We start from the raw sequence: 19,208 nt of genomic DNA on the forward strand, positions 1-19,208 counted from the left end.
CCCCTGTCCCGGTTCCAGGGATTTTTCTAAGCAAAGAATGGCGGGCCGCCTAGAGGGGAAAAACCGCAATTTTTTGTCGCTCGCCTCAGGAACAAACCGTGCGGATATAAGTTGGCTCGCCCTATTTCCATCGTCAGATTGCGCGGTGCTTGGCGGTATGCGGCCAGCGCCGGCATCGTCCGAACGCCCTCATAGGGCTCGCCCTCAATCGCGCCTGCGTTCACTTGTGCACATACGGCTTGGCCGCGCCGGCGCATAAGGCCGAGGGCAGGAGCTGCGGCAAGGTCGTTGACAGAATGAATGAATTCGAAGGCCGCATGCAAACCATCCTGGATGCGGCGCTTGACGCGGCGTTCAGTCACGTCAGGCATGGCGGCGATCATGAGAGCAGGAAGCTCATTGCCGCAACGCTGCTTGAGGCGGCCCGCTCCGGTACGACAGCTCTTGATGAATTGACGTCCGTCGCCCGTCGCGCGCTCACCGACCTCAGAAATAGATCGGCTGGTTGAGGGCAGGCAGGCCGCGCTTCCTTTCGTCCAGCGGCGGCATGCCAGAGAGTCGAACGCTGACGGTCTTCGTTGAAATCGATTAACTATATGCGTGCGGATCGGCGCGGCATCGGACATGGCTCGCGCTGACTTCATCGCGCGGCGCAGCTCAGCTCGCCGGGCCCTCGGGCGAGACGCTGTCGGCCAGCTCCGCGCGCTCGCTCTCCAGCACTGCGCGCGCGAACTCGATGATCTTCTGCTTGTTTGCCGCTTCGCGGACGGCGAAGAACACCCGATTCAACTCCAGGCCGAGCACGCTGTTGAGGGCGATGTCCTCGTCTTCCATCGTGGTTTTCCCGCTTCGGATACGTTGAGGTGTATGGTGCCGTCTATTCTGCCACAAGTAGTTTAAATCTTCAGGTTGGATGAGGACCGGGAAACTACGGTCGCAGCGAATTTGAGGCGCCCCCGGAATACGTGCTATAGGCGAGGGCGAAGGTCAGGAAACGCACCGATGTCCGCCGTTGATGGCGTTGATTATGGCCGCGAGGCGCTCGACTTCATCGAAGGGCTTGGAGCCTATACCAGGGTTCCGGACGCCATGGACGCGCTTGCAGCCGCGTTTGGCCGGTACGGTTTCGAACATATCATCGTGACGGGCCTGCCGAATCCCGAGCAGCGCTTTTCCCAGATGGTGCTCGCCAAGAAATGGCCGGCCGAGTGGTTCAGCCTCTATACCCAAAAGAGCTACGACCGCGTCGATCCCGTGATCCGCAAATGCCGGCAGACGGTGAACCCGTTCGAGTGGTCCGAAGCGCCGTACGATCCGGAGCTGGAGCCCGGCGCGGTGGAGGTGATGCGGCGCGCTGCCGACTTCCGCATGTCGCGCGGCTTCGTCGTGCCGATCCACGGCTTGACCGGCTACGAGGCCGGCGTCTCGCTCGCCGGCGTCCACCTCGATCTCAATGCGCGCAGCAAGCCGGCGTTGCACCTGATCGGGATGTACGGCTTCGATCACATCCGCCGTCTGCTCGATCCGACGCCGCATCCGTCGATGCGCCTGACGCCGCGCGAGCGCGAGGTGCTCGCCTGGGCTTCGCAAGGCAAGTCCGCCTGGGAGATCGGCGAGATCCTGCACATCACGCAGCGCACCGCGGAAGAGCATCTTGCAACTGCCGCGCGCAAGCTCGGTGCCGTCAACCGGACGCATGCGGTCGCGATCGCGATCCGCCACAGAATCATCAATCTCTGAAACGTTCGCCTACTGGGAAATTTCCCAATAGTCGGCTCAGCCGTTTTCGCTGAGGCTCCCCGTATTGCGAGCCATGGGGGAGTTCATGATTCATGTGATTTCGGCCGTCAATCGGCACCTCTACGAAGACGTCCTCGAACAGCATTTCCGGGTCCGCCACGAGATATTCGTCGAGGAGCGGAAATGGGAGGCGCTGCGCAAGCCTGACGGCCGCGAGATCGACAGCTACGACAATGACGACGCGATCTACCTGCTGGCACTGGAACATCGCCGGGTGCTCGGCGGCTCCCGGCTGTATCCGACCACCAGGCCGACGATGATGAGCGAGGTGTTCCCGCATCTCGCCTCGGTCCGCGGTTGTCCGTCGGACCCCTTGGTCTGGGAATGGTCGCGCTTCTTCGTTTCGCGCGAGCGCCGCGACGGCCTGTTCAATCTGCAATTGATGGCAGCGGCGCAGGAGTTTTGCCTGGCGCAGGGCATCGAGCGGCTTTGTCTGGTCATGGAAACCTGGTGGCTGCCGCGGTTTCACGACATCGGTTTCGTGGTCACGCCGCTGGGATTGCCGGCCCTGGTGGAGAATTCCTGGACCATGGCGGCAACGATCGAGATTCGTCAGGAGTCGCTCGACGTCGTGCGTGACCGCATCGGGATGACGAGCGTGGTCCAGCAGGAAGGTCCGCGGATCGATTGTATCGCCAGAGCCAACTTCCGCGGCGCCCCCGCGCAACGAAAGAGCGCCTGAGATGTCGAACATGATGCGGGACAGCCAGATCATGGCGCAGAGCAGGGACGAGGCTCTCGGCTACATGTCCGACATGGCGCTCGAGTTGGCGCAAATGGCGGAAGACACCGGATTGACGACGCTCGCCTATCTGTTCCGGATGGCGGCGCTGGAGGCCTCCACGGCCAACAGCGTGCTCGCCGAACCGGACGATCTGCCCCAGCAGATGACGTCGCACTAGACGCATCCCGGGATCCGAAACATTGCAACACCTTCCTCCGGCGACGGGGGAGGGTGATCGCATTTGGTCTCTTGCGCGACCTGAGCGCGCGCCTCGTCCTTCGAGACGACCGCTTCGCGGTCTCCTCGGGATGAGGCTAGGCAGCAACGGTGCTCGTTGAAATCAGCGCCGCGCATCCGGTCCTCATCCTGAGGGCCCGCCAACGGCGGGCGTCTCGAAGGATGGCCAGGGCGAGATCCTTGCCGCAGGCAATTGCCCAGCGACAACGCGCTATGGCGGGGGTTGATCGTCTTGGGTGCGGCAGGTTGCCCCAGCCTGGCGCGGCAGCCTTCTTGCAAGGTCATTTTGCCCGCATGCAGGCGCATGCAACAAAGTGCATGTCAGATGTCGAATCGCTCTTGCCTCGGAACGATACTGCCATTACCCATTTTTCGGCCTTGAAGAGGCAGGGGGAGCTCTTTCACTGATGGCGACATTGTTCGAACATCGGCGCGAAGCTGCGTGCGCCTGAAAGAGACTTGATGCTGCTCGTCGTCGAACAGTTCTTGAACGGATTGCAGTTCGGCCTGCTGCTGTTCCTGCTCGCCGCCGGCCTGACGCTGGTGTTCGGGATCATGGATCTCGTCAACCTCGCGCACGGCTCGCTCTACATGATGGGCGCCTATTTCGCCGCGACCTTTGCGGCCTGGACCGGCAGCTTCTTAGCTGGCGCGCTGATGGCGCTGGGCGCCACGCTGGTGCTCGGCATCGTGCTGGAGGTGAGCGCGCTGCGGCATCTCTATGGCCGCGACCATCTCGACCACGTGCTCGCGACCTTCGGCCTGATCCTGTTCTTCAACGAGGCGGTGCGGCTGATCTGGGGCCCGGCGGGCCTCGCGCTGCCGCTGCCGGCCTGGCTCACGGTGCCGGTGCCGATCCTGCCCGGCATTCACTATCCGGCCTATCGCCTCGCCATCATCATCGTGGCGCTGCTGGTGGCGCTGCTGCTCTATCTCGGCGTGATGCGCACCCGCATCGGCATGCTGATCCGCGCCGGCGCCTCCAACCGCGAGATGATCGGCGCGCTCGGCATCAACATCAAGCTGCTCTACACGCTGGTGTTCGGGCTCGGGGCCGCGCTCGCGGGCCTCGCCGGGCTGATGCAGGCGCCGATCCTCACCGTGCAGATCGGCATGGGCGAGAACATCCTGATCCTGGCCTTCGTCATCATCGTGATCGGCGGCATCGGCTCGATCCGCGGCGCGTTCCTCGCCGCGATCTTCGTCGGCATGATCGACACGCTCGGCCGCGCCTTCCTGCCAAACCTGCTCCGGCAGGTGCTGAGCGGCGCCGCCGCCTCCACCGCCGCGCCCGCATTGTCCTCCATGCTGATCTACCTGTTGATGGCGATCGTGCTGGTGGTGCGGCCGGAGGGGCTGTTCCCGGCCAATCGCCGATGAAGAGCTTGCGTCGATGAAGGGTTTGACTGTGAGCAAGGCCGTCACGGCCCTGATGCTGGCGGGCCTCGTGCTGCTGCCGCTCTACTCGCATCTGTCCGGCAACATCTTCATCCTGACGCTGTTCACCCGCATCATCATCCTGGCGCTGGCGGCTGCGAGCCTCAACCTCATCATGGGCTTCGGCGGCATGATGAGCTTTGGTCATGCCGCCTATCTCGGCATCGGCGGCTATGCGGTGGGCATGCTGGCGCAGGAAGGCGTCGGGTCCGGCTTCATCCAGTTCCCGGTCGCGCTGGCGGCTTCCGCAATCTATGCGCTGGTGATCGGCGCGCTCAGCTTGCGCACCCGCGGCGTCTATTTCATCATGATCACGCTCGCCTTCGCCCAGATGGCCTATTACGTCGCCTCGGGCCTTGCGCGCTACGGCGGCGATGACGGCCTCACCGTCTACAACCGCAGCGACTTCTCCGGGCTGATCAGCCTGAGCAACCGCACGCAGTTCTATTATCTCTGCCTCGCCTGCCTGCTCGGCGTCGTCTTCCTGATCTGGCGCATCGTCAATTCGCGCTTCGGCCTCGTCGTGCAGGGCCTGCGCTCCAACGAGCAGCGCATGCAGGCGATCGGCTTTCCCGCCAAGCGCTACCAGCTCGTCTGCTTCGTCATCTCGGGCACCATGTGCGGCCTTGCCGGCGCGCTGCTCGCCAACAACACCGACTTCGTCAGCCCGGCCGTGATGTACTGGACCCGCTCCGGCGACCTCATGGTGATGGTGATTCTCGGCGGCATGGGCACGCTGTTCGGCCCGGTCATGGGTGCGGTGGTGTTTCTGCTGCTCGAGGAGCTGCTGTCGCAGATCACCGAATATTGGGCGCTGATCATGGGCCCGCTGCTGCTGCTGATCGTGCTGTTCGGCCGCGGCGGCATCATGGGCGCGCTCGGGAGGGCTGGCCGTGGCTGAGCCCCTGCTTCGCGTCGAAAAGCTCGTGCGCCGCTTCGGCGGCATCATCGCGACGGACAACGTCTCGCTCGACGTCGCCAGCGGCGAGCTGCACGCCATCATCGGTCCGAACGGCGCTGGCAAGACCACGCTGATCAGCCAGCTCACCGGACATCTCGCGCCGCATTCCGGCAGCGTCTCGCTGGCGGGGCGCGACATCACATACTTGCCGGCCTATCGGCGCTGTGCGCTGGGCCTGGCGCGTTCGTTCCAGATCACCTCGCTGCTGCTCGATTTCACCGCCGCGGACAACGTCGCGCTGGCGGCGCAGGCGCATGCCGGCACCTCGTTCCGCTTCTTCGCCGATGCGCGCAAGGAGAAAGGCCTGCGCGATGCCGCCCATGTCGCGCTCGATCGCGTTGGCCTCGTCCATCGCGCCGATGTTCTGGTGTCGAAGCTCAGCCATGGCGAGCGACGCCAGATCGAGCTTGCGGTCGCGCTCGCCAGCAAGCCGAAATTGCTGCTGCTCGACGAGCCGATGGCCGGCCTCGGCGCCACCGAATCCCAGAACATGGTGAAGCTGCTCCAGGAGCTGCGGAAAGAGGTCTCGATCGTGCTGGTCGAGCACGACATGCCGGCGGTGTTCGCGCTGGCCGACCGCATCTCGGTGCTGGTCTATGGCCGCGTCATCGCCTCCGGCGATCCGGCCGCGATCCGGGCCAACGAAGACGTCAAGCGCGCCTATCTCGGTGATCAGCACGTGGTGACGCATCATGGCTGACACGCTGCTCGACGTCGACGGCATCGAGACCTGCTACGGCCTGTCCCAGGTGCTGTTCGGCCTGTCGTTGTCGATCAGGCCGGGCGAGATGGTCTCGCTGATGGGCCGCAACGGCATGGGCAAGACCACGACCATCCGCTCCATCATGGGCCTGACGCCGGCGCGTGCCGGCAGCATTCGTTTTGCGGGCGCCGAGGTCAGGCTGCTGCCGTCGTACCGGATCGCGAAACTCGGCGTCGGGCTCGTGCCCGAGGGCCGCCAGATCTTTCCGAACCTCACGGTGCGCGAGAACCTGGTCGCGGCTGCGGCCGATCGCTTCAACAGCCCCAATCCCTGGACGCTGGCGGCGATCTACGTGCTGTTTCCGCGCCTTGCCGAACGTGCGGGCAACATGGGCAATCAGCTCTCCGGCGGCGAGCAGCAGATGCTCGCGATCGGTCGCGCGCTGATGACCAATCCGAAGCTGCTCATCCTGGACGAAGCGACCGAGGGCCTAGCACCGCTGATCCGCGAAGAGATCTGGCACTGCCTGTCGCTGCTCAAGAGCCGGGGGCAGTCGATCCTGGTCGTCGACAAGAACGTCGACCATCTCGCCCGCATCTGCGACCGCCATTACATCATCGAGCGCGGCAAGACGGTATGGAGCGGCACCTCCGACGAGCTGCTGGCGGCGCCGGACCTGCAGCACAAGTATTTGGGGATTTGAGGCGCCGAGTCGACAGCTCGCTGGCAATGGAGCGGAAGCAAGGGCCAATCACCAGTAGCTCTGCTGGCGATGAAGTTCACGGATGATGCAGGTCTCGATCGACGACTGCGATGCTTCGGCTTGCTCGTCGCCGTAGTCTCGGGCGGCTCGGCCCACGCTATCGCAGCAGTGACACCGTAGCGATCAGCCTCAGCTTGCGCATGGCAAACCGCCATTTGGTCAATCCGTCTTACCTAAATCGCTAGCGCGTCAGGCGATGGACCGATTTCTGCCAGGGTGGTCCGGCAGGACAGGCGGTAAATCACTCTGAACAGATAACCCCAAATGACCGAACTGCACTGCTGATCACATAGCGGTACCGTAGACCAGTTTTTTGGGGTGCTTTCGCCGGGAAGAGAATGGCTTCATGGCGGAAGGCATCAATTTCGTCAGAACCACCGAAGCAAAATCGCCTCACGAAGTTGAGGAAACTTCTTGCGAAGCACGGCAGCGAAGGCCTGCGGTTCGCCGAACGATGGACTTCGTTCCTGAGGCCACAGCTTTTGGTCGATCGAGCCAAGAAATACGTTTTCTACAACCGAGAAAGAGCGTAGGCACTTGTTGTGATTTCACTCGGCATTATGGGCATGAACGCGCAATCCAAGGAAGGCCCAAGGCGACGGATCTGGCGGAGCGCCTTGCTCTTATTTGTCCTGGTCCCGTTTCTCCCCGAAATCATGATCGCCGTAGTGAGCGCCTACGCGCAGGCAACCGGCTGTAGCGCCGGGTCGGAAGCCGTTTGCCTGATTGGGACGCGTCCGGTCAGCGATTTTATTCGGGCGGGTCTGTTTGCCGCGATCTACATTGGAAAATGGTTTGCGGCCGGAGTTGTCGCGGTTTGGCTCGTGGCATGCTATGGAGCGATCCTCTTGGGTTGGGCGCGGCTCTCAAGCCGCCTCTTGATGGCGCTCAGCTTGACCTTAATATTTTCGTTCTTGCCCTACATTGCACCGATGCTCTCGATCGGGCCTCTTGCAAATCTCAAATGCAGTCCGAACGAAGGCGGGGTGCCACCGGGGTGTCCCATCTACGGTGGGGCGGTTGGCGATGCCGCTCACGAGGCCGTCCGGCTGGTGAGTGCAGTGCGTGACGGCTTGCCATTTGCAGTCGCCGCACTGTTTTTTTTCGTGGTCGTCGCCGCAATGCTGCAACGCTTCACGCAGAGCGACGGTGATCGGCGAAGCGTTCCCTTGCAATAGCTCTGAGACAGTCGTTCGCATTTGCTGGTGTGGAGGGCGGATTGCCGTCGGCCGGCAGATATGATCTAATACAGCTTTAGATTGCGGATAGAGGGGGTATTAATGCGCCCGAAATTTAGGGCTCGTCTCCTGAGTCTCTGCGCGATTGCTGCATTGGTATTAACGGCTCCCGTTCGGTCGGCTGTGGCGCAGTCGGATTCCGGGCCCGAGCTGCTGGTCAAGGCTTCATTGGTTTACAATTACGCAAAGTATTATACGCCCTACGCCATTCAGGCCGCGGCGGCCTATTTGCCTGTCACCGAGCTTGATATTAGGCGGGCTAGCCCGGACCAGGACGGATACGGCGCAGACGTAACCTACGCCATCCAGAATGTCTTTGCGGACGACAAGTCCAAAGCGCGGGGCCGGCAGGCGTTCCGATCCTGGCAGTATCAATTTGGAAGCGACTCTTATCTAACTTGCCATGATCCATCCGACGGCGAATGCCAAGCCGCATACCGGGCGAGGAACTGGTTACGGGTCAGCGGAGGCCCGGCGTTTCATGTCTGGACCCGTAGCCGGTCTCCGCGCGGAGATGGCAGTCCTTGCACTGAAGTGAGCATCGCGTTCCGTGGCTCGACCACGGCTTGGTCGGATTGGGCCTCAAATGCCCATCCGCTTGGTGGAGGTCTCTTTGACGACTATTATCACCAGCTTAGTCGCAATATCGACGGCATCATCGGCTCGATCAAGCAACTCGACTGTTACAAGCGAGCGCGCTTCAAGCCACAAATCGTGTCGACGGGCCATTCGCTGGGGGCGGGTCTGGCCCAGCTTGCCGCACTCGCAAACAAGCCTATGGGACCGCGCATCACGAAAGTGTTCGCGTTCGATCCGTCTCCGGTCACAGGCGCTGACCTCGTTGCTCGCGAGATCAGGATTGCGAATGCACAAGGGCTCACGATCGACCGGATTTACCAGCAAGGCGAGGTGCTTGAACGGCCGCGCCGGGTCGTTCAGGAATATCCACGCTCCGGCTCCTGCAATCCGCTCGTCCGCACGGTACGGATCGACGCGATTCCGGCGGACGGCGCGGTCCAATTGCATGGAATGCCGGCCCTTGCCACTCAACTAGTCCGGTTATCCTACAATGGAGATACGCAGCTTGCCTACGCAGTGCCGTCGTCCGGGGGCTGCCTGACCCGATACCGGGCTCCCAGCGAGGAAGAGATCATCGCAAGCGCGGGGCGAGACCGTTTTGCGATAGGTACGGTTGATCAGACCAGCAAAGTCGTGTCTCACCGCAAGGGCGGCGCAAATCAGCTTGTCAAGGATGTTGCCGTGCGCAAGAAACTCGCCGTCTCTACTCCGGGTAGACTAATGGCGCAGGTCGACAGAGTTAGTATTTTCATGCCTCTCACTCCCCTGCAATAGTGGAGTTCTCGGTCGCGCCCTCAAAACACCTCGAAATATTCGCGGTGCTCCCAATCGGTCACCTCGGACAGGAAGCGGTCGATCTCGGCGTTCTTGATGTGGGTGTAATAGTCGACGAACTCCGCCCCGAGCTTCTCGCGGAAGAACGGATCGTCCTTCAGCGCCGAGACCGCATCGCGCAAGCTCTTCGGCAGTAGCGGCGCCTTGGTCTCGTAGGGCGTGTCGGCGGACGGGCCGGGATCGAGCTTGCGGTCGACGCCGTCGAGGCCTGAGAGGATCTGCGAGGCCATGTAGAGATAGGGGTTCGCTGCCGGCTCGCCGATGCGGTTTTCCAGGCGCGTTGCGGCATCGCCAGGGCCGCCGAGCACGCGGATCATCACGCCCCTGTTGTCGCGGCCCCAGATCGCGCGGTCGGGTGCCAGCGAATAGGAGCGGTAGCGCTTGTAGCCGTTGATGGTCGGCGTGGTGAACAATGTCGAGGCGCGGGCGTGGTCGAGCAGGCCGGCGAGGTAGGCCTTGCCGAACGCGCTGAGCGGCTCGCTGCCGTCTTTCGTCATGAACAGGTTGTCGCCGCTCGCGCGCGAGACGATCGACTGGTGCAGGTGCCAGCCGCTGGCGAACACGTTCGGCAGCTTAGGCCGGCACATGAAGGTGGCGTGGTAGCCGTGGCGGCGCGCGATCTGCTTCACGGCGCTGCGAAACAGCACCATGTTGTCGGCAGGCTCCAGCCCCTTCTTCGGCGCGAAGGTGAATTCGCACTGGCTCGGTCCGAACTCGACCTCGACCGAGCGCAAGGGCAGCCCGAGCGCGACGATGTCGCGGCGCAGGATCTCCAGCACCGGCTCCATCTGATCGAAGCGTTGCTCGGTGAGATATTGATAGCCCTGGCTGAGCAGGCTCACCGATGGCGGCGTGCCGGGCTGGCCGGCATCCTCGGCGCGCATATGCGCATCGTCGAGCCTGAAGATGTGGAATTCGACCTCGAGGCCGGCGACGAAATCGTGGTCGCGCGTGCCGAGTTCATCGAGCACGCGCTTGTAGAGCCCGCGCGTCGCGAAGGGCACGGGGCGGCCGTCGCCAAAATAGAGGTCGCACAGCACCCAGCCGGTGGCCGGCGCCCACGGCAAGACGCGGAACGTGGTGGGATCGGCGACCATCAGCACGTCGGCCGCGCCCTCCATCTCCTTCATGCCGAAGCCGCCGCCCGCGGTGAACACCGGAAACACCGTGCGGTGCGAGGTGTCCTTGGCGAGCATGGTGGTGGTGATGGAGCAGCCGCTCTCCAGCGAGGCGATCGCCTCCGAGGCAATGATGGTCTTGCCGCGCAGGATGCCGTGCTGGTCGGGGAAGGCGAGGCGAATGACCTCGAGATTCCTCTCCTCGACGATGCGGCGCATGCGCGTCGCGGCGTCCCTCTGCTCATCCGACCACAGCGCATGACGCGCGACGAAAGTCACTTCACCACCCCCTCAACTGCGTAGGGTGGGCAAAGCGAAGCGTGCCCACGGAGTCTCTCGATTGAACGGAAGGATCGTGGGCACGGCGCGTTGCGCCTTTGCCCACCCTACGGCAGCGGCGCACGATCGTCACTCCGCCGCCGTCAGCCGGTGCACGTTGTCGGCGATCTCTTTCGGCACCGGTGCGGCCCAAGGGGCGCCACGGCGGCGCTTGACGTCGACCTCCATCCAGTAGAGCTCCCAACCCTGGGTCGGCCCGATGCCGTCCATGGTCGCCGGCCCCTGGATGCTGCGTGCCCTGCTCTCGTCCAGAAACAGCATCGGCTTCTCGCCGCCCCTGACCTTCTCGATCTCCTGCCGCAGCAGGCGGCGGTACTGCACGATCGCCTTGTCGCTCGAACCGAGATGCTCCTTGGTGCGGTCCTGGATCGCGCCCATCGATTCCACCGCCCATTGGTCGTGGACGTTGATGTCGGTGCCCATGCCGGTGTAGGTCGCGGTCTGCTGCTCGTGCGGATCGAAGCCGTAATCGTTGGCACTGTTCTTGCGCGACTTGTAATCCGGCAATTCATAGAGCTCGAGCCGCTGGTCGCGCATCTTCCGCTTGTCGACCGGGCTCGAATAGCTGGTGAAGATCGCGTACCAGTAGCAGTTCTCGTCATCGACCGGCACGTGCCATTGCGTGATCGTCATCTCCGTGCTCATGGGGATGACGAAGCCGTGCGGGAACAGCTGGTTGGTGACGCGCACATGGGTGCGCTCCGCGTCGATCTCGCGCAGCGCGATCAGGCGCAGGCCATATTCGGTATGCTCGACATTGATGATCGGGCGGTCGTACTCGCGCAGGATCTTGGTCATCGGCAGGTCGGAGCCGGCGGAGGCGCCGCGGAATTGCTTGCCGTAGGCGGTGGAGGTGTCCTCGTCCTCGAAGAAGCGATGCAGATAGGAGGCGTGCGCGGGATCGATGCCGACCTCCAGCGCCTGCAGCCAGTTGCAGGCCATGTGGCCCTTGAACGCAAAGGTGTGCGTGCCGGGTGCGACGAAGCAGTCGAGCTCCGGGAAAGCGGGCGGCTCACCTTCGCCGAGATAGGCCCAGAGGATGCCGCTCTTCTCCACCACGGGATAGGAGCGCTGCCGGATGTTCTGGCAGAGCTTCGAATCCTTCGGCTCTGCCGGGGTCTCGATGCACTGGCCGGTGGCGTCGAACAGCCAGCCATGGAAGGCGCAGCGCAGGCCGCCATCCTCTAACCGACCGAAGGCGAGATCGGCGCCGCGATGGGCGCAGTGCCGATCCATCAGGCCGTAGCGTCCGGTCTCGTCACGGAACAGCACCAGGTTCTCGCCGAGCAGCTTGACCGGGCGGATCGGGCGCGGTCCCTCGAGCTCGTCCACCAGCGCCGCCGGCTGCCAATAGCTCCGCATCAGTCTGCCGCAGGGATCCTTCGGCCCGGTGCGGGTGATCAGGTCGTTCTGCTCCTGGCTCATCATGGCAGTCGCGTCCTCAGTGGAGTGGCGATTGTTCGCCTATTGAACGAATGGGCGAATTATGACATGCCTTGCAAAGGCAGCAAGCACTATTTTGCAGGATTGTCCCATCACTATGCCCAAGCTGAAGCGGAGCGAGAGCGAGGAGCGCGCGACGGATTTCGTCGAGGCGCTCGATCGCGGCCTGCGCCTGCTGCAATGTTTCGGCACGAACACAGGTCCTATGACGCTGAGCGATCTTGCCCGCGCCGCCGATCTGCCGCGCGCCACCGCACGGCGCATCCTGTTCACGCTCCAGCGCGGCGGCTATGTCTCGGGCGATGGCAGGCTGTTCTCGCTGACCCCGCATGTGCTGACGCTGGCCGCGTCCTACCTGCGCTCCAACCAGCTCGTCGCCGTGCTGCAGCCCGTGCTCGATCGTGTCGCGGCCGCGGCGAACGAGATCTCCTCGCTCGCGGTGCTCGACGGCGACGACGTCGTGTTCATTGCGAGGGGCAGCCCGGCGCGGGTGTTCTCGGGCGGATTGGAGATCGGCTACGGTCTGCCTTCCTTTTGCACCTCGGTCGGCCGCGCCATGCTGGGCCAGCTTGACGATGCCGATCTTGCCGCGCGCCTGAAGGCGATGGCGCGCGAGGCGCTGACGCCGCAGACCCAGACCGACCCGAAGGCGCTGCTCGCGCGCATCGCCGCCGACCGCGCCCAAGGCTACTCACTCGTCGATCGCGAGGCCGAGCCGCATTTCCGCTCGATCTCGGTCCCCATCCGCCGTTACGACGGCGTCATCGTCGCCGCCATCAACATGGGCGCCCATGTCGACCGCGTGCCGGCGCAGGAATTGATCGAAAGATTCTTGCCGCTGTTGCGGGAGGGGGCGGACTCCGTCCGCTCGCAGCTCTTGTAGCTGCGTCCCGGCGCGAACGCGGCTGCGGTCGAACGTCAGGCTATCCCGGTAGCGGCTGTTCACCGACCTTGGGCCAATAGGTGCCAAAGCTCCAGAGCCCGCCCTCCGGATCGCGCGCGGCGAAATCGCGGCTGCCATAATCGGTCGTGCAGGGCTCCATCTCGATTGGCGCGCCTGCGGCTTTCACCTTCTCATAGAGCGCGTCGGGATCATCAACGGCCAGGTAGACGGCGTCCGTCCGCCGGCCGCCGATGTCACCGACCTGCTTGGCGTAGGCGTCGTCGCGATGCGAGCCCAGCATGAGGATCGACGATCCGAACGCCAGCTCGGCGTGAACGACCGTGCCCTCCTTGCGGTACACCACGCGTTCAGTGAAGCCGAGAACGTTCTTCAGCCAGGCGATCATCGCCTCCGCATCCTTGCAGCGCATGGTGTGGTAGAGGCGCGGTGCTTCGTGGCCGTTCGGCTGGTTCATGACATTCTCCAAGTTCGTGCAGGTCCCGGCAAGCGTGTTGCGACGCCGACGCTAGTCCGGATCAGAGCGGCCGGCTTGAACAAATGGGACCTGCCCGTGTCCGGCGCTGTCGAGGTGCTATCCCCCGCCGTCCCGCATCAGGCGCGGATCGACGACATCGAGCCGCGTGGCCCATGTGGTCGGCGTCTCGCCGCTGAAGATCCGGAAATCCCGGGCAAGATGCGCCTGATCCGCATAGCCTGCGTCCGCGGCGATTGCGGCCCAGCCGCCTGTGCCGTCCATCCGGGCCAGCGCGCAGGCCCGATGAAAGCGCAGCATCTGGGCCAGTGTCTTTGGCGGAACGCCGATCTCGTTGTGGAAGCGGCGCGTCAGATGCTTGCGGCTCCAGCCGATGTCGGAGGCGATGTCGGCGATCCTGACCGCGCCTGCGCGTTGCCAGAGCGTCTCCAGCGCGAAGGCCACCGCCGGCGAGGGCTCGTGCACGGCGCGGCGAAGCACGAACTGCTCCACGATCTCGAATCGCCGCTGCCAGCCGACCGCCTCGGCCACTCTTTCGCGGAGGTTCTCGGCATCCCGTCCCAGTATGTCGTCCAGGCCGACCATGCGCGCGGTCAGATCGGGCACGGCTCCCCCGAAGAAGCGATACGCCCCGAGCGGCGTGAAATCGACCTGGACGCATTCGGCATGGCCGTCGGATTCGATCAGGACCGGCCCGGGAAAGAGCCCTGCTGCGAAGCTCGGTCGCGCGTCGGCAGTCTCCGGCTGGTGGCCGAGCGCGATGCGAAACGGCGATCCCAGATTCACCAGCAGCGGCAGCGCAAGGGGCGCGGCATGCCGGAAGGCGGCCAGACCGAGGCCGTGTTCGCGGTAGAACGAGATGCTGGAGACCAGTCGCGCGAGGCGTGGCGAGGCAGATCGACGGATGACATCGGGACCTGCATCCATCGCGCTAGCGCCCCTCCGCTTCGCGCTCCATGTCGCGGCCCGACAGATCCTCGCCCTGCATGTTGGCGTAATCGCGCGCCATCTCGCGCATCAGGAATTTTGCCGGGACGTCGTGATAGCTGCCGCGGTCGTTGACGTATTGCATGTAGGCGCGGCCCGCGCCGTCGAAGGGATGCAGCAGCGCGTCGGTGTGGCCGTCGAAATCGAGCGGCGCCACCCCGACCTTGGCGCACAGCGTGTCGTTGAAGGTCGGCGTCGCCTTGCGCCAGGCGCCGTCGACATGCACCTCGGTGAAGCCGTGCCAGGTGAAGATGTCGGTGCCCATGCTCGCGCGCAGCTTCTCCGTGGTGAGATGGTTCTTCACGTCGGCAAAGCCGACCCGTGCGGGGATGCCGTGGACGCGGCAGGCGGCGGCATAGAGCGCGGCCTTGCCGACGCAATAGCCTTGCCCCGCGGCGAGCACGCTCGAGGCGCGAAAGGTCTCGGCGACGCGCATGCTGACATAGGGATTGTAGCGGATGCCGTCGCGCACCGCCTTGTAGAGCACGCTCGCCTTCTCGCGGGTATCGGCATCCGCGCGCACGGCGTCGGTCGCGAATTGCTGCACGCTGGGATGATCGCTGTCGATGTACTCGCCGGGATCGGTGTAGAGGCGGCGGATCGTTTCAGGGAGGATGTCGGTCATATTGCGAGCTTAGCAGGCGATCGCCGCGGAACTCAATTCACACGATACGGGTGCATGGTGCGCGTTCGACTTGCGCCGAGGCGCTGCCGCCATCTCACGGCCGGTTGCGCATCCAGTCGGCGAGACCGGACAGCGCCTTGTCGAGATCCTGCCGCGCGGCGGCGTCGGTGATCGTCTCCTCCATCGCGCCGCGCATGCAGAGCATCCAGGCATCGCGCTCGGCGTCGCCAACGGCGAAGCCGAAATGGCGCTGGCGCAGCCGCGGATGACCCTTCTCGGGGGTATAGAGGCGCGGTCCGCCGGTCCATTCGGTGAGATAGCGCTTCAACACGTCCCTGATCAGGCCGAGGTCGTCGGCATGCATGGCGCGGATCACCTTCGCCTCCGGCAGCGTCTCCATGCGATCGTAGAAGCGATCGACCAGGGCCTCGATCGCAGCGCTGCCGCCGATCCGCTCGAACATGGAGGTGGTGACGTCGGTGGAGGTCATCTCTACAGCGCCACGCTGCGCAGCCCGAAGCTGCGGGCCTCGTTCTGCAGCACCGGGCGCACCGCATCGATCAGCCGTGCCGCGGCCGCATCGACCGACAGCCCCGCTGTATCCACCACCGCGGTCGCGCGCGAATACAGCGGCTCGCGGCTGAGCAGGATGTTGCGCAGCTCCGCCATGGCGGAGCGGTCGTCGGCCATCGGGCGCAGATCGCCCTGACGGCGCACGCGGGCCATGTGCTCCTCGGGCTCGGCCTTGAGCCAGATCGTGTAGAACGAGGTCAGGATCTGGTCGAAGGTCAGTGGCTCCGAGACGATGCCGCCGCCGGTCGCCAGCACCATCAGCTCGTTGCGCGCCAAGAGCTGCTGCAGCGCCGCCTGCTCCATGCGGCGAAAGCCCTCCTGGCCGTAGAGCGCGATGATCTCGGCGACCGAGAGCCCGTTCTGCTGCTCGACCTCCTTGTTGAGCTCGACGAAGCTCCAGCCGATCTTCTTGGCCAGCATGCGTCCGAGCGTCGACTTGCCGGCGCCGCGCAGGCCGATCAGCGCGATGCCGCAGAACGGCGCGCGCCGCGGCGCGGTAGCGCTGCCCCCGGCGAGCAGATCCTTGGCTTGCGCGATCTGCGCCGGCGTCGCCTTGCGCAGGAGATCGCGAAACATCTGCCAGTCCGGTGTCGGCTCGGCCGAGGGGAGCAAATCTTCGAGATGCGCGCCCATCGCGTCGGAGACGCGGCGCAGCAGCACGATCGACACGTTGCCCTTGCCGCTTTCGAGCTGCGCGATGTAGCGCTCCGAGATCCCCGAGACCTTGGCGAGCACCTTGCGCGACATGCCGCGCAGCGCGCGCATGGTGCGCACGCGCTGGCCGAGCTGTTCGAGGAAGCGGGATTCGGCGTCGGGACTGTCGCTCATGAGCCTTCTTTACAGGGGTCCTGCGGCGCGTTTTAATGAAACATAGTGCCTGCTGGCATTGACAGCAAGCCGACGCGGTGTCTTTCTATGAATTATAATTCTAAATTCGGGGGAGATGTCCGTGAGCGAGGGATCCTACAACGCGGTGACCTGGCTGCTCGACCGTAATGTCGCCGAAGGCCGCGGCAACAAGCTGGCCTTCGACGACACCGTCTCGCGGCTCACCTACGGCGAGCTCCAGCAACAGACCCGGCGTGCCGCCAACATGCTGCGCCGGCTCGGCGTCCGCCGCGAGGAGCGTGTGGCGATGATCATGCTGGATATGGTCGATTTTCCGGTCGTGTTCCTGGGCGCGATCCGCGCCGGCATCGTGCCGGTGCCGCTCAACACGCTGCTGACGGCGGACCAATACGCCTACATCCTCGCCGACTGCCGGGCGCGCGTGCTGTTCGTGTCCGAGGCGCTCTATCCCGTCATCAGGGACGTCGTCGGCCGCATGCCGGATCTCGAGCATGTCGTGGTCTCCGGCGCCAAGCAGAACGGCCACAAGCAACTCGCGGAAGAAATCGCCGGCGAGAGCGACCAGTTCACCACCGCCGCGACGCATCCGGACGAGCCGGCGTTCTGGCTCTACTCGTCGGGCTCGACCGGCATGCCCAAGGGCGTGCGCCATATTCATTCCAATTTGCAGGCGACCGCCGACACCTACGCCCGGCAGGTGCTCGGCATCCGCGAGAGCGATGTGTGCTTGTCGGCCGCAAAGCTGTTCTTCGCCTATGGCCTCGGCAATGCGCTGACCTTCCCGATGTCGGTCGGCGCCAGCGTGATCCTCAACAGCGAGCGGCCGACGCCGGCGCGCATGTTCGACCTGATGAACCGCTACAATCCCTCGATCTTCTACGGCGTGCCGACCTTGTTCGCGGCGATGCTCAACGACGAGACCATGAAGGCCGAGCGCGGCGGCAAGGCCCTGCGCATCTGCACCTCGGCCGGCGAGGCGCTGCCGGAATCGGTCGGCAACAACTGGAAGGCGCGGTTCGGCGTCGACATCCTCGATGGCGTCGGCTCGACCGAGCTGTTGCACATCTTCCTGTCGAACGCGCCCGGCGACATCAAATACGGCTCCTCGGGCAAGCCGGTGCCGGGCTATGCGGTGCGGCTCGTCAACGAAGCCGGGCAGGACGTCGCCGACGGCGAGGTCGGCGAACTCCTGGTCGACGCGCCCTCGGCCGGCGAGGGCTACTGGAATCAGCGCCACAAGAGCCGCCGCACCTTCGAGGGGCCCTGGACCCGCACCGGCGACAAATATGTCCGCGACTCGGATGGCCGCTACACCTTCTGCGGCCGCGCCGACGACATGTTCAAGGTCTCCGGCATCTGGGTCTCACCGTTCGAGGTCGAGAGCGCGCTGATCACGCATCCCGCCGTGCTGGAAGCCGCCGTGATACCGGAAGCCGATCCGGAAGGCCTCCTGAAACCGAAGGCCTTCGTGGTGCTGCGCCCGGGCGCCAAGACCACGGATTTGCAGGAGACGCTCAAGGAGCACGTCAAGCACAAGATCGGCCCGTGGAAATATCCGCGCTGGATCGACGTGGTGGACTCGCTGCCGAAGACCGCGACCGGAAAGATCCAGCGCTTCAAGCTGCGGGAAGGCGCGAATTGATGGTGCAGGCAGCGGGCTCGCTTGCTGATCCTCCCCTGGAGGGGGTGGGCATCTCGGTCTTGGCAGAAATGGGACTTCAATCATGACCAATCTCACCCCCACCGGCTTCCTCGACATCGATGGCGCCAGCCTCGAATACAAATGGCTCGCGCCGCAATCTGCCGATGCGCCGACCATCGTCATGCTGCATGAGGGCCTCGGCTCGGTTGGGCTCTGGGGCGATTTCCCGGAGAAGCTGCAGCAGGCGACCGGCGCCGGCGTCTTCCTCTACTCGCGCGCAGGCTATGGCCAGTCGAGCCCGGTGGCGCTGCCGCGACCGCTCGACTACATGCAGCGCGAGGCGCTGGACGTGCTGCCGAAACTGCTCGACTTGATCGGCTTCAAGCGCGGTCTCCTGCTCGGCCATTCCGACGGCGCCTCGATCGCGACGATCTATGCCGGGGCGCATCAGGATCATCGCCTGAACGGTCTCGTGCTGATCGCGCCGCATTTCATCGTCGAGGACATCTCGATCGAATCCATCGCCGCGATCAAGACGACTTTTGAGACCACGGACCTGAAGGCGAAGCTGGCGCGCTGGCACAAGGACGTCGACAACGCCTTCTACGGCTGGAACGGCGCCTGGCTCGATCCGAAGTTCCGCGACTGGGACATCTCGGACTACCTGGCCTATATCCGCGTCCCCATCATGGTCGTGCAGGGCGCGGAGGACCAATACGGCACCCTGCGTCAGGCCGAGATCGCGGAGGACGAGTGCTACTGCCCGGTCGATTTGAACGTCATCCCAAACGCAGGACATTCCCCGCATCGCGAGGCCCCGGCGGCGACGCTCGAAGCGGTCGAGCAATTCGCGCAAGCGGCGCTCCGCGATGACCAGGGCCTGCAAGGGCGCGCCGCGTGACGGCAGCAAAGAACGGCTGCGCATGAAACAAAATGCATGTAAGCCCCGTTAAGGGCTAGACGCGTTCAAAAATATGCAC

General features: G+C 64.3%; 21 protein-coding genes. 12 read left to right on the forward strand and 9 right to left on the reverse strand.

Going from position 1 to position 19,208, the window contains the following annotated elements; genetic code table 11:
• Positions 1 to 26: 26 nt before the first annotated feature.
• The gene (locus tag DCM80_RS14315; protein WP_257197534.1) at positions 27 to 626 is read right to left on the reverse strand and encodes a hypothetical protein; all 600 of its coding nucleotides are present in this window, start codon (positions 624 to 626) and stop codon (positions 27 to 29) included.
• 31 nt (positions 627 to 657) lie between these two features.
• Entirely contained in the window at positions 658 to 834 is a 177-nt protein-coding gene (locus tag DCM80_RS14320) for a hypothetical protein (RefSeq protein WP_063831409.1), read from the reverse strand.
• A 168-nt stretch (positions 835 to 1,002) separates the two neighbouring features.
• On the opposite strand from DCM80_RS14320, the gene DCM80_RS14325 reads away from it, so the two are divergent.
• The 9 genes from DCM80_RS14325 (at position 1,003) to DCM80_RS14365 (ending at position 9,216) form a co-directional block, all read left to right on the forward strand.
• On the forward strand, positions 1,003 to 1,740 hold the full coding sequence (locus DCM80_RS14325) for a LuxR family transcriptional regulator (RefSeq protein WP_257197535.1): 738 nt from the start codon (positions 1,003 to 1,005) through the stop codon (positions 1,738 to 1,740).
• An 85-nt stretch (positions 1,741 to 1,825) separates the two neighbouring features.
• Entirely contained in the window at positions 1,826 to 2,482 is a 657-nt protein-coding gene (locus tag DCM80_RS14330; RefSeq protein WP_257197536.1) for an acyl-homoserine-lactone synthase, read from the forward strand.
• 1 nt (position 2,483) lies between these two features.
• A complete protein-coding gene (locus DCM80_RS14335; protein ID WP_257179377.1) occupies positions 2,484 to 2,702 on the forward strand; it encodes a hypothetical protein in 219 nt (72 codons plus the stop codon).
• 521 nt (positions 2,703 to 3,223) lie between these two features.
• A complete protein-coding gene (locus tag DCM80_RS14340) occupies positions 3,224 to 4,141 on the forward strand; it encodes a branched-chain amino acid ABC transporter permease (RefSeq protein ID WP_028133931.1) in 918 nt (305 codons plus the stop codon).
• Between the two features lie 13 nt (positions 4,142 to 4,154).
• Entirely contained in the window at positions 4,155 to 5,099 is a 945-nt protein-coding gene (locus tag DCM80_RS14345) for a branched-chain amino acid ABC transporter permease (RefSeq protein ID WP_257197537.1), read from the forward strand.
• A complete protein-coding gene (locus DCM80_RS14350; protein WP_257197539.1) occupies positions 5,092 to 5,859 on the forward strand; it encodes an ABC transporter ATP-binding protein in 768 nt (255 codons plus the stop codon). Before DCM80_RS14345 ends, DCM80_RS14350 begins: the two co-directional genes overlap by 8 nt.
• Positions 5,852 to 6,565 (forward strand): ABC transporter ATP-binding protein, encoded by a 714-nt coding sequence (locus tag DCM80_RS14355; protein ID WP_028133934.1) that lies wholly within the window; start codon positions 5,852 to 5,854, stop codon positions 6,563 to 6,565. Before DCM80_RS14350 ends, DCM80_RS14355 begins: the two co-directional genes overlap by 8 nt.
• A gap of 626 nt (positions 6,566 to 7,191) precedes the next feature.
• Positions 7,192 to 7,803, forward strand: coding sequence for a hypothetical protein (locus DCM80_RS14360; RefSeq protein WP_257197541.1), 612 nt, complete (start codon positions 7,192 to 7,194; stop codon positions 7,801 to 7,803).
• 102 nt (positions 7,804 to 7,905) lie between these two features.
• Positions 7,906 to 9,216 (forward strand): hypothetical protein, encoded by a 1,311-nt coding sequence (locus DCM80_RS14365; protein ID WP_257197542.1) that lies wholly within the window; start codon positions 7,906 to 7,908, stop codon positions 9,214 to 9,216.
• 20 nt (positions 9,217 to 9,236) lie between these two features.
• Here the strand turns inward: DCM80_RS14365 and DCM80_RS14370 are convergent, their stop codons facing one another.
• Together DCM80_RS14370 and DCM80_RS14375 are read right to left on the reverse strand one after the other, a co-directional pair.
• Entirely contained in the window at positions 9,237 to 10,673 is a 1,437-nt protein-coding gene (locus DCM80_RS14370) for a glutamine synthetase family protein (RefSeq protein WP_257197543.1), read from the reverse strand.
• A gap of 129 nt (positions 10,674 to 10,802) precedes the next feature.
• Positions 10,803 to 12,161: an aromatic ring-hydroxylating dioxygenase subunit alpha gene (locus tag DCM80_RS14375; RefSeq protein ID WP_257197544.1), complete on the reverse strand. Its 1,359-nt coding sequence runs from the start codon at positions 12,159 to 12,161 to the stop codon at positions 10,803 to 10,805.
• Positions 12,162 to 12,273: 112 nt separating this feature from the next.
• On the opposite strand from DCM80_RS14375, the gene DCM80_RS14380 reads away from it, so the two are divergent.
• A complete protein-coding gene (locus DCM80_RS14380; RefSeq protein ID WP_257197545.1) occupies positions 12,274 to 13,059 on the forward strand; it encodes an IclR family transcriptional regulator C-terminal domain-containing protein in 786 nt (261 codons plus the stop codon).
• 40 nt (positions 13,060 to 13,099) lie between these two features.
• Here the strand turns inward: DCM80_RS14380 and DCM80_RS14385 are convergent, their stop codons facing one another.
• The 5 genes from DCM80_RS14385 to DCM80_RS14405 all read right to left on the reverse strand — a co-directional run bounded on the left by DCM80_RS14385 (position 13,100) and on the right by DCM80_RS14405 (position 16,565).
• Positions 13,100 to 13,534 (reverse strand): VOC family protein, encoded by a 435-nt coding sequence (locus DCM80_RS14385; protein WP_257197546.1) that lies wholly within the window; start codon positions 13,532 to 13,534, stop codon positions 13,100 to 13,102.
• Between the two features lie 117 nt (positions 13,535 to 13,651).
• Positions 13,652 to 14,479 (reverse strand): AraC family transcriptional regulator, encoded by an 828-nt coding sequence (locus tag DCM80_RS14390; protein ID WP_257197547.1) that lies wholly within the window; start codon positions 14,477 to 14,479, stop codon positions 13,652 to 13,654.
• Positions 14,480 to 14,483: 4 nt separating this feature from the next.
• Entirely contained in the window at positions 14,484 to 15,164 is a 681-nt protein-coding gene (locus DCM80_RS14395; protein ID WP_257197548.1) for a transglutaminase family protein, read from the reverse strand.
• 94 nt (positions 15,165 to 15,258) lie between these two features.
• Positions 15,259 to 15,654, reverse strand: coding sequence for a group II truncated hemoglobin (locus tag DCM80_RS14400; RefSeq protein ID WP_257197550.1), 396 nt, complete (start codon positions 15,652 to 15,654; stop codon positions 15,259 to 15,261).
• A 2-nt stretch (positions 15,655 to 15,656) separates the two neighbouring features.
• On the reverse strand, positions 15,657 to 16,565 hold the full coding sequence (locus tag DCM80_RS14405; RefSeq protein WP_257197552.1) for a helix-turn-helix transcriptional regulator: 909 nt from the start codon (positions 16,563 to 16,565) through the stop codon (positions 15,657 to 15,659).
• A 121-nt stretch (positions 16,566 to 16,686) separates the two neighbouring features.
• On the opposite strand from DCM80_RS14405, the gene DCM80_RS14410 reads away from it, so the two are divergent.
• Both DCM80_RS14410 and DCM80_RS14415 read left to right on the forward strand, forming a co-directional pair.
• On the forward strand, positions 16,687 to 18,228 hold the full coding sequence (locus DCM80_RS14410) for a benzoate-CoA ligase family protein (RefSeq protein WP_257197554.1): 1,542 nt from the start codon (positions 16,687 to 16,689) through the stop codon (positions 18,226 to 18,228).
• Between the two features lie 82 nt (positions 18,229 to 18,310).
• Positions 18,311 to 19,129, forward strand: coding sequence for an alpha/beta fold hydrolase (locus DCM80_RS14415; protein WP_257197555.1), 819 nt, complete (start codon positions 18,311 to 18,313; stop codon positions 19,127 to 19,129).
• The last annotated feature ends 79 nt before the right edge of the window (positions 19,130 to 19,208 follow it).

The sequence above is a fragment of the Bradyrhizobium sp. WBOS08 genome (assembly GCF_024585125.1).
GTDB lineage: Bacteria > Pseudomonadota > Alphaproteobacteria > Rhizobiales > Xanthobacteraceae > Bradyrhizobium > Bradyrhizobium japonicum_B.

Excerpts from the sequence above, each read along its gene's own strand:
- DCM80_RS14315 (WP_257197534.1), bottom strand. The coding sequence starts at position 626 with ATGTCCGATGCCGCGCCGATCCGCACGCATATAGTTAATCGATTTCAA.
- DCM80_RS14320 (WP_063831409.1), bottom strand. The coding sequence starts at position 834 with ATGGAAGACGAGGACATCGCCCTCAACAGCGTGCTCGGCCTGGAGTTG.
- DCM80_RS14325 (WP_257197535.1), top strand. The coding sequence starts at position 1,003 with ATGTCCGCCGTTGATGGCGTTGATTATGGCCGCGAGGCGCTCGACTTC.
- DCM80_RS14330 (WP_257197536.1), top strand. The coding sequence starts at position 1,826 with ATGATTCATGTGATTTCGGCCGTCAATCGGCACCTCTACGAAGACGTC.
- DCM80_RS14335 (WP_257179377.1), top strand. The coding sequence starts at position 2,484 with ATGTCGAACATGATGCGGGACAGCCAGATCATGGCGCAGAGCAGGGAC.
- DCM80_RS14340 (WP_028133931.1), top strand. The coding sequence starts at position 3,224 with ATGCTGCTCGTCGTCGAACAGTTCTTGAACGGATTGCAGTTCGGCCTG.
- DCM80_RS14345 (WP_257197537.1), top strand. The coding sequence starts at position 4,155 with ATGAAGGGTTTGACTGTGAGCAAGGCCGTCACGGCCCTGATGCTGGCG.
- DCM80_RS14355 (WP_028133934.1), top strand. The coding sequence starts at position 5,852 with ATGGCTGACACGCTGCTCGACGTCGACGGCATCGAGACCTGCTACGGC.
- DCM80_RS14360 (WP_257197541.1), top strand. The coding sequence starts at position 7,192 with ATGAACGCGCAATCCAAGGAAGGCCCAAGGCGACGGATCTGGCGGAGC.
- DCM80_RS14365 (WP_257197542.1), top strand. The coding sequence starts at position 7,906 with ATGCGCCCGAAATTTAGGGCTCGTCTCCTGAGTCTCTGCGCGATTGCT.
- DCM80_RS14375 (WP_257197544.1), bottom strand. The coding sequence starts at position 12,161 with ATGATGAGCCAGGAGCAGAACGACCTGATCACCCGCACCGGGCCGAAG.
- DCM80_RS14380 (WP_257197545.1), top strand. The coding sequence starts at position 12,274 with ATGCCCAAGCTGAAGCGGAGCGAGAGCGAGGAGCGCGCGACGGATTTC.
- DCM80_RS14385 (WP_257197546.1), bottom strand. The coding sequence starts at position 13,534 with ATGAACCAGCCGAACGGCCACGAAGCACCGCGCCTCTACCACACCATG.
- DCM80_RS14390 (WP_257197547.1), bottom strand. The coding sequence starts at position 14,479 with ATGGATGCAGGTCCCGATGTCATCCGTCGATCTGCCTCGCCACGCCTC.
- DCM80_RS14395 (WP_257197548.1), bottom strand. The coding sequence starts at position 15,164 with ATGACCGACATCCTCCCTGAAACGATCCGCCGCCTCTACACCGATCCC.
- DCM80_RS14400 (WP_257197550.1), bottom strand. The coding sequence starts at position 15,654 with ATGACCTCCACCGACGTCACCACCTCCATGTTCGAGCGGATCGGCGGC.
- DCM80_RS14405 (WP_257197552.1), bottom strand. The coding sequence starts at position 16,565 with ATGAGCGACAGTCCCGACGCCGAATCCCGCTTCCTCGAACAGCTCGGC.
- DCM80_RS14415 (WP_257197555.1), top strand. The coding sequence starts at position 18,311 with ATGACCAATCTCACCCCCACCGGCTTCCTCGACATCGATGGCGCCAGC.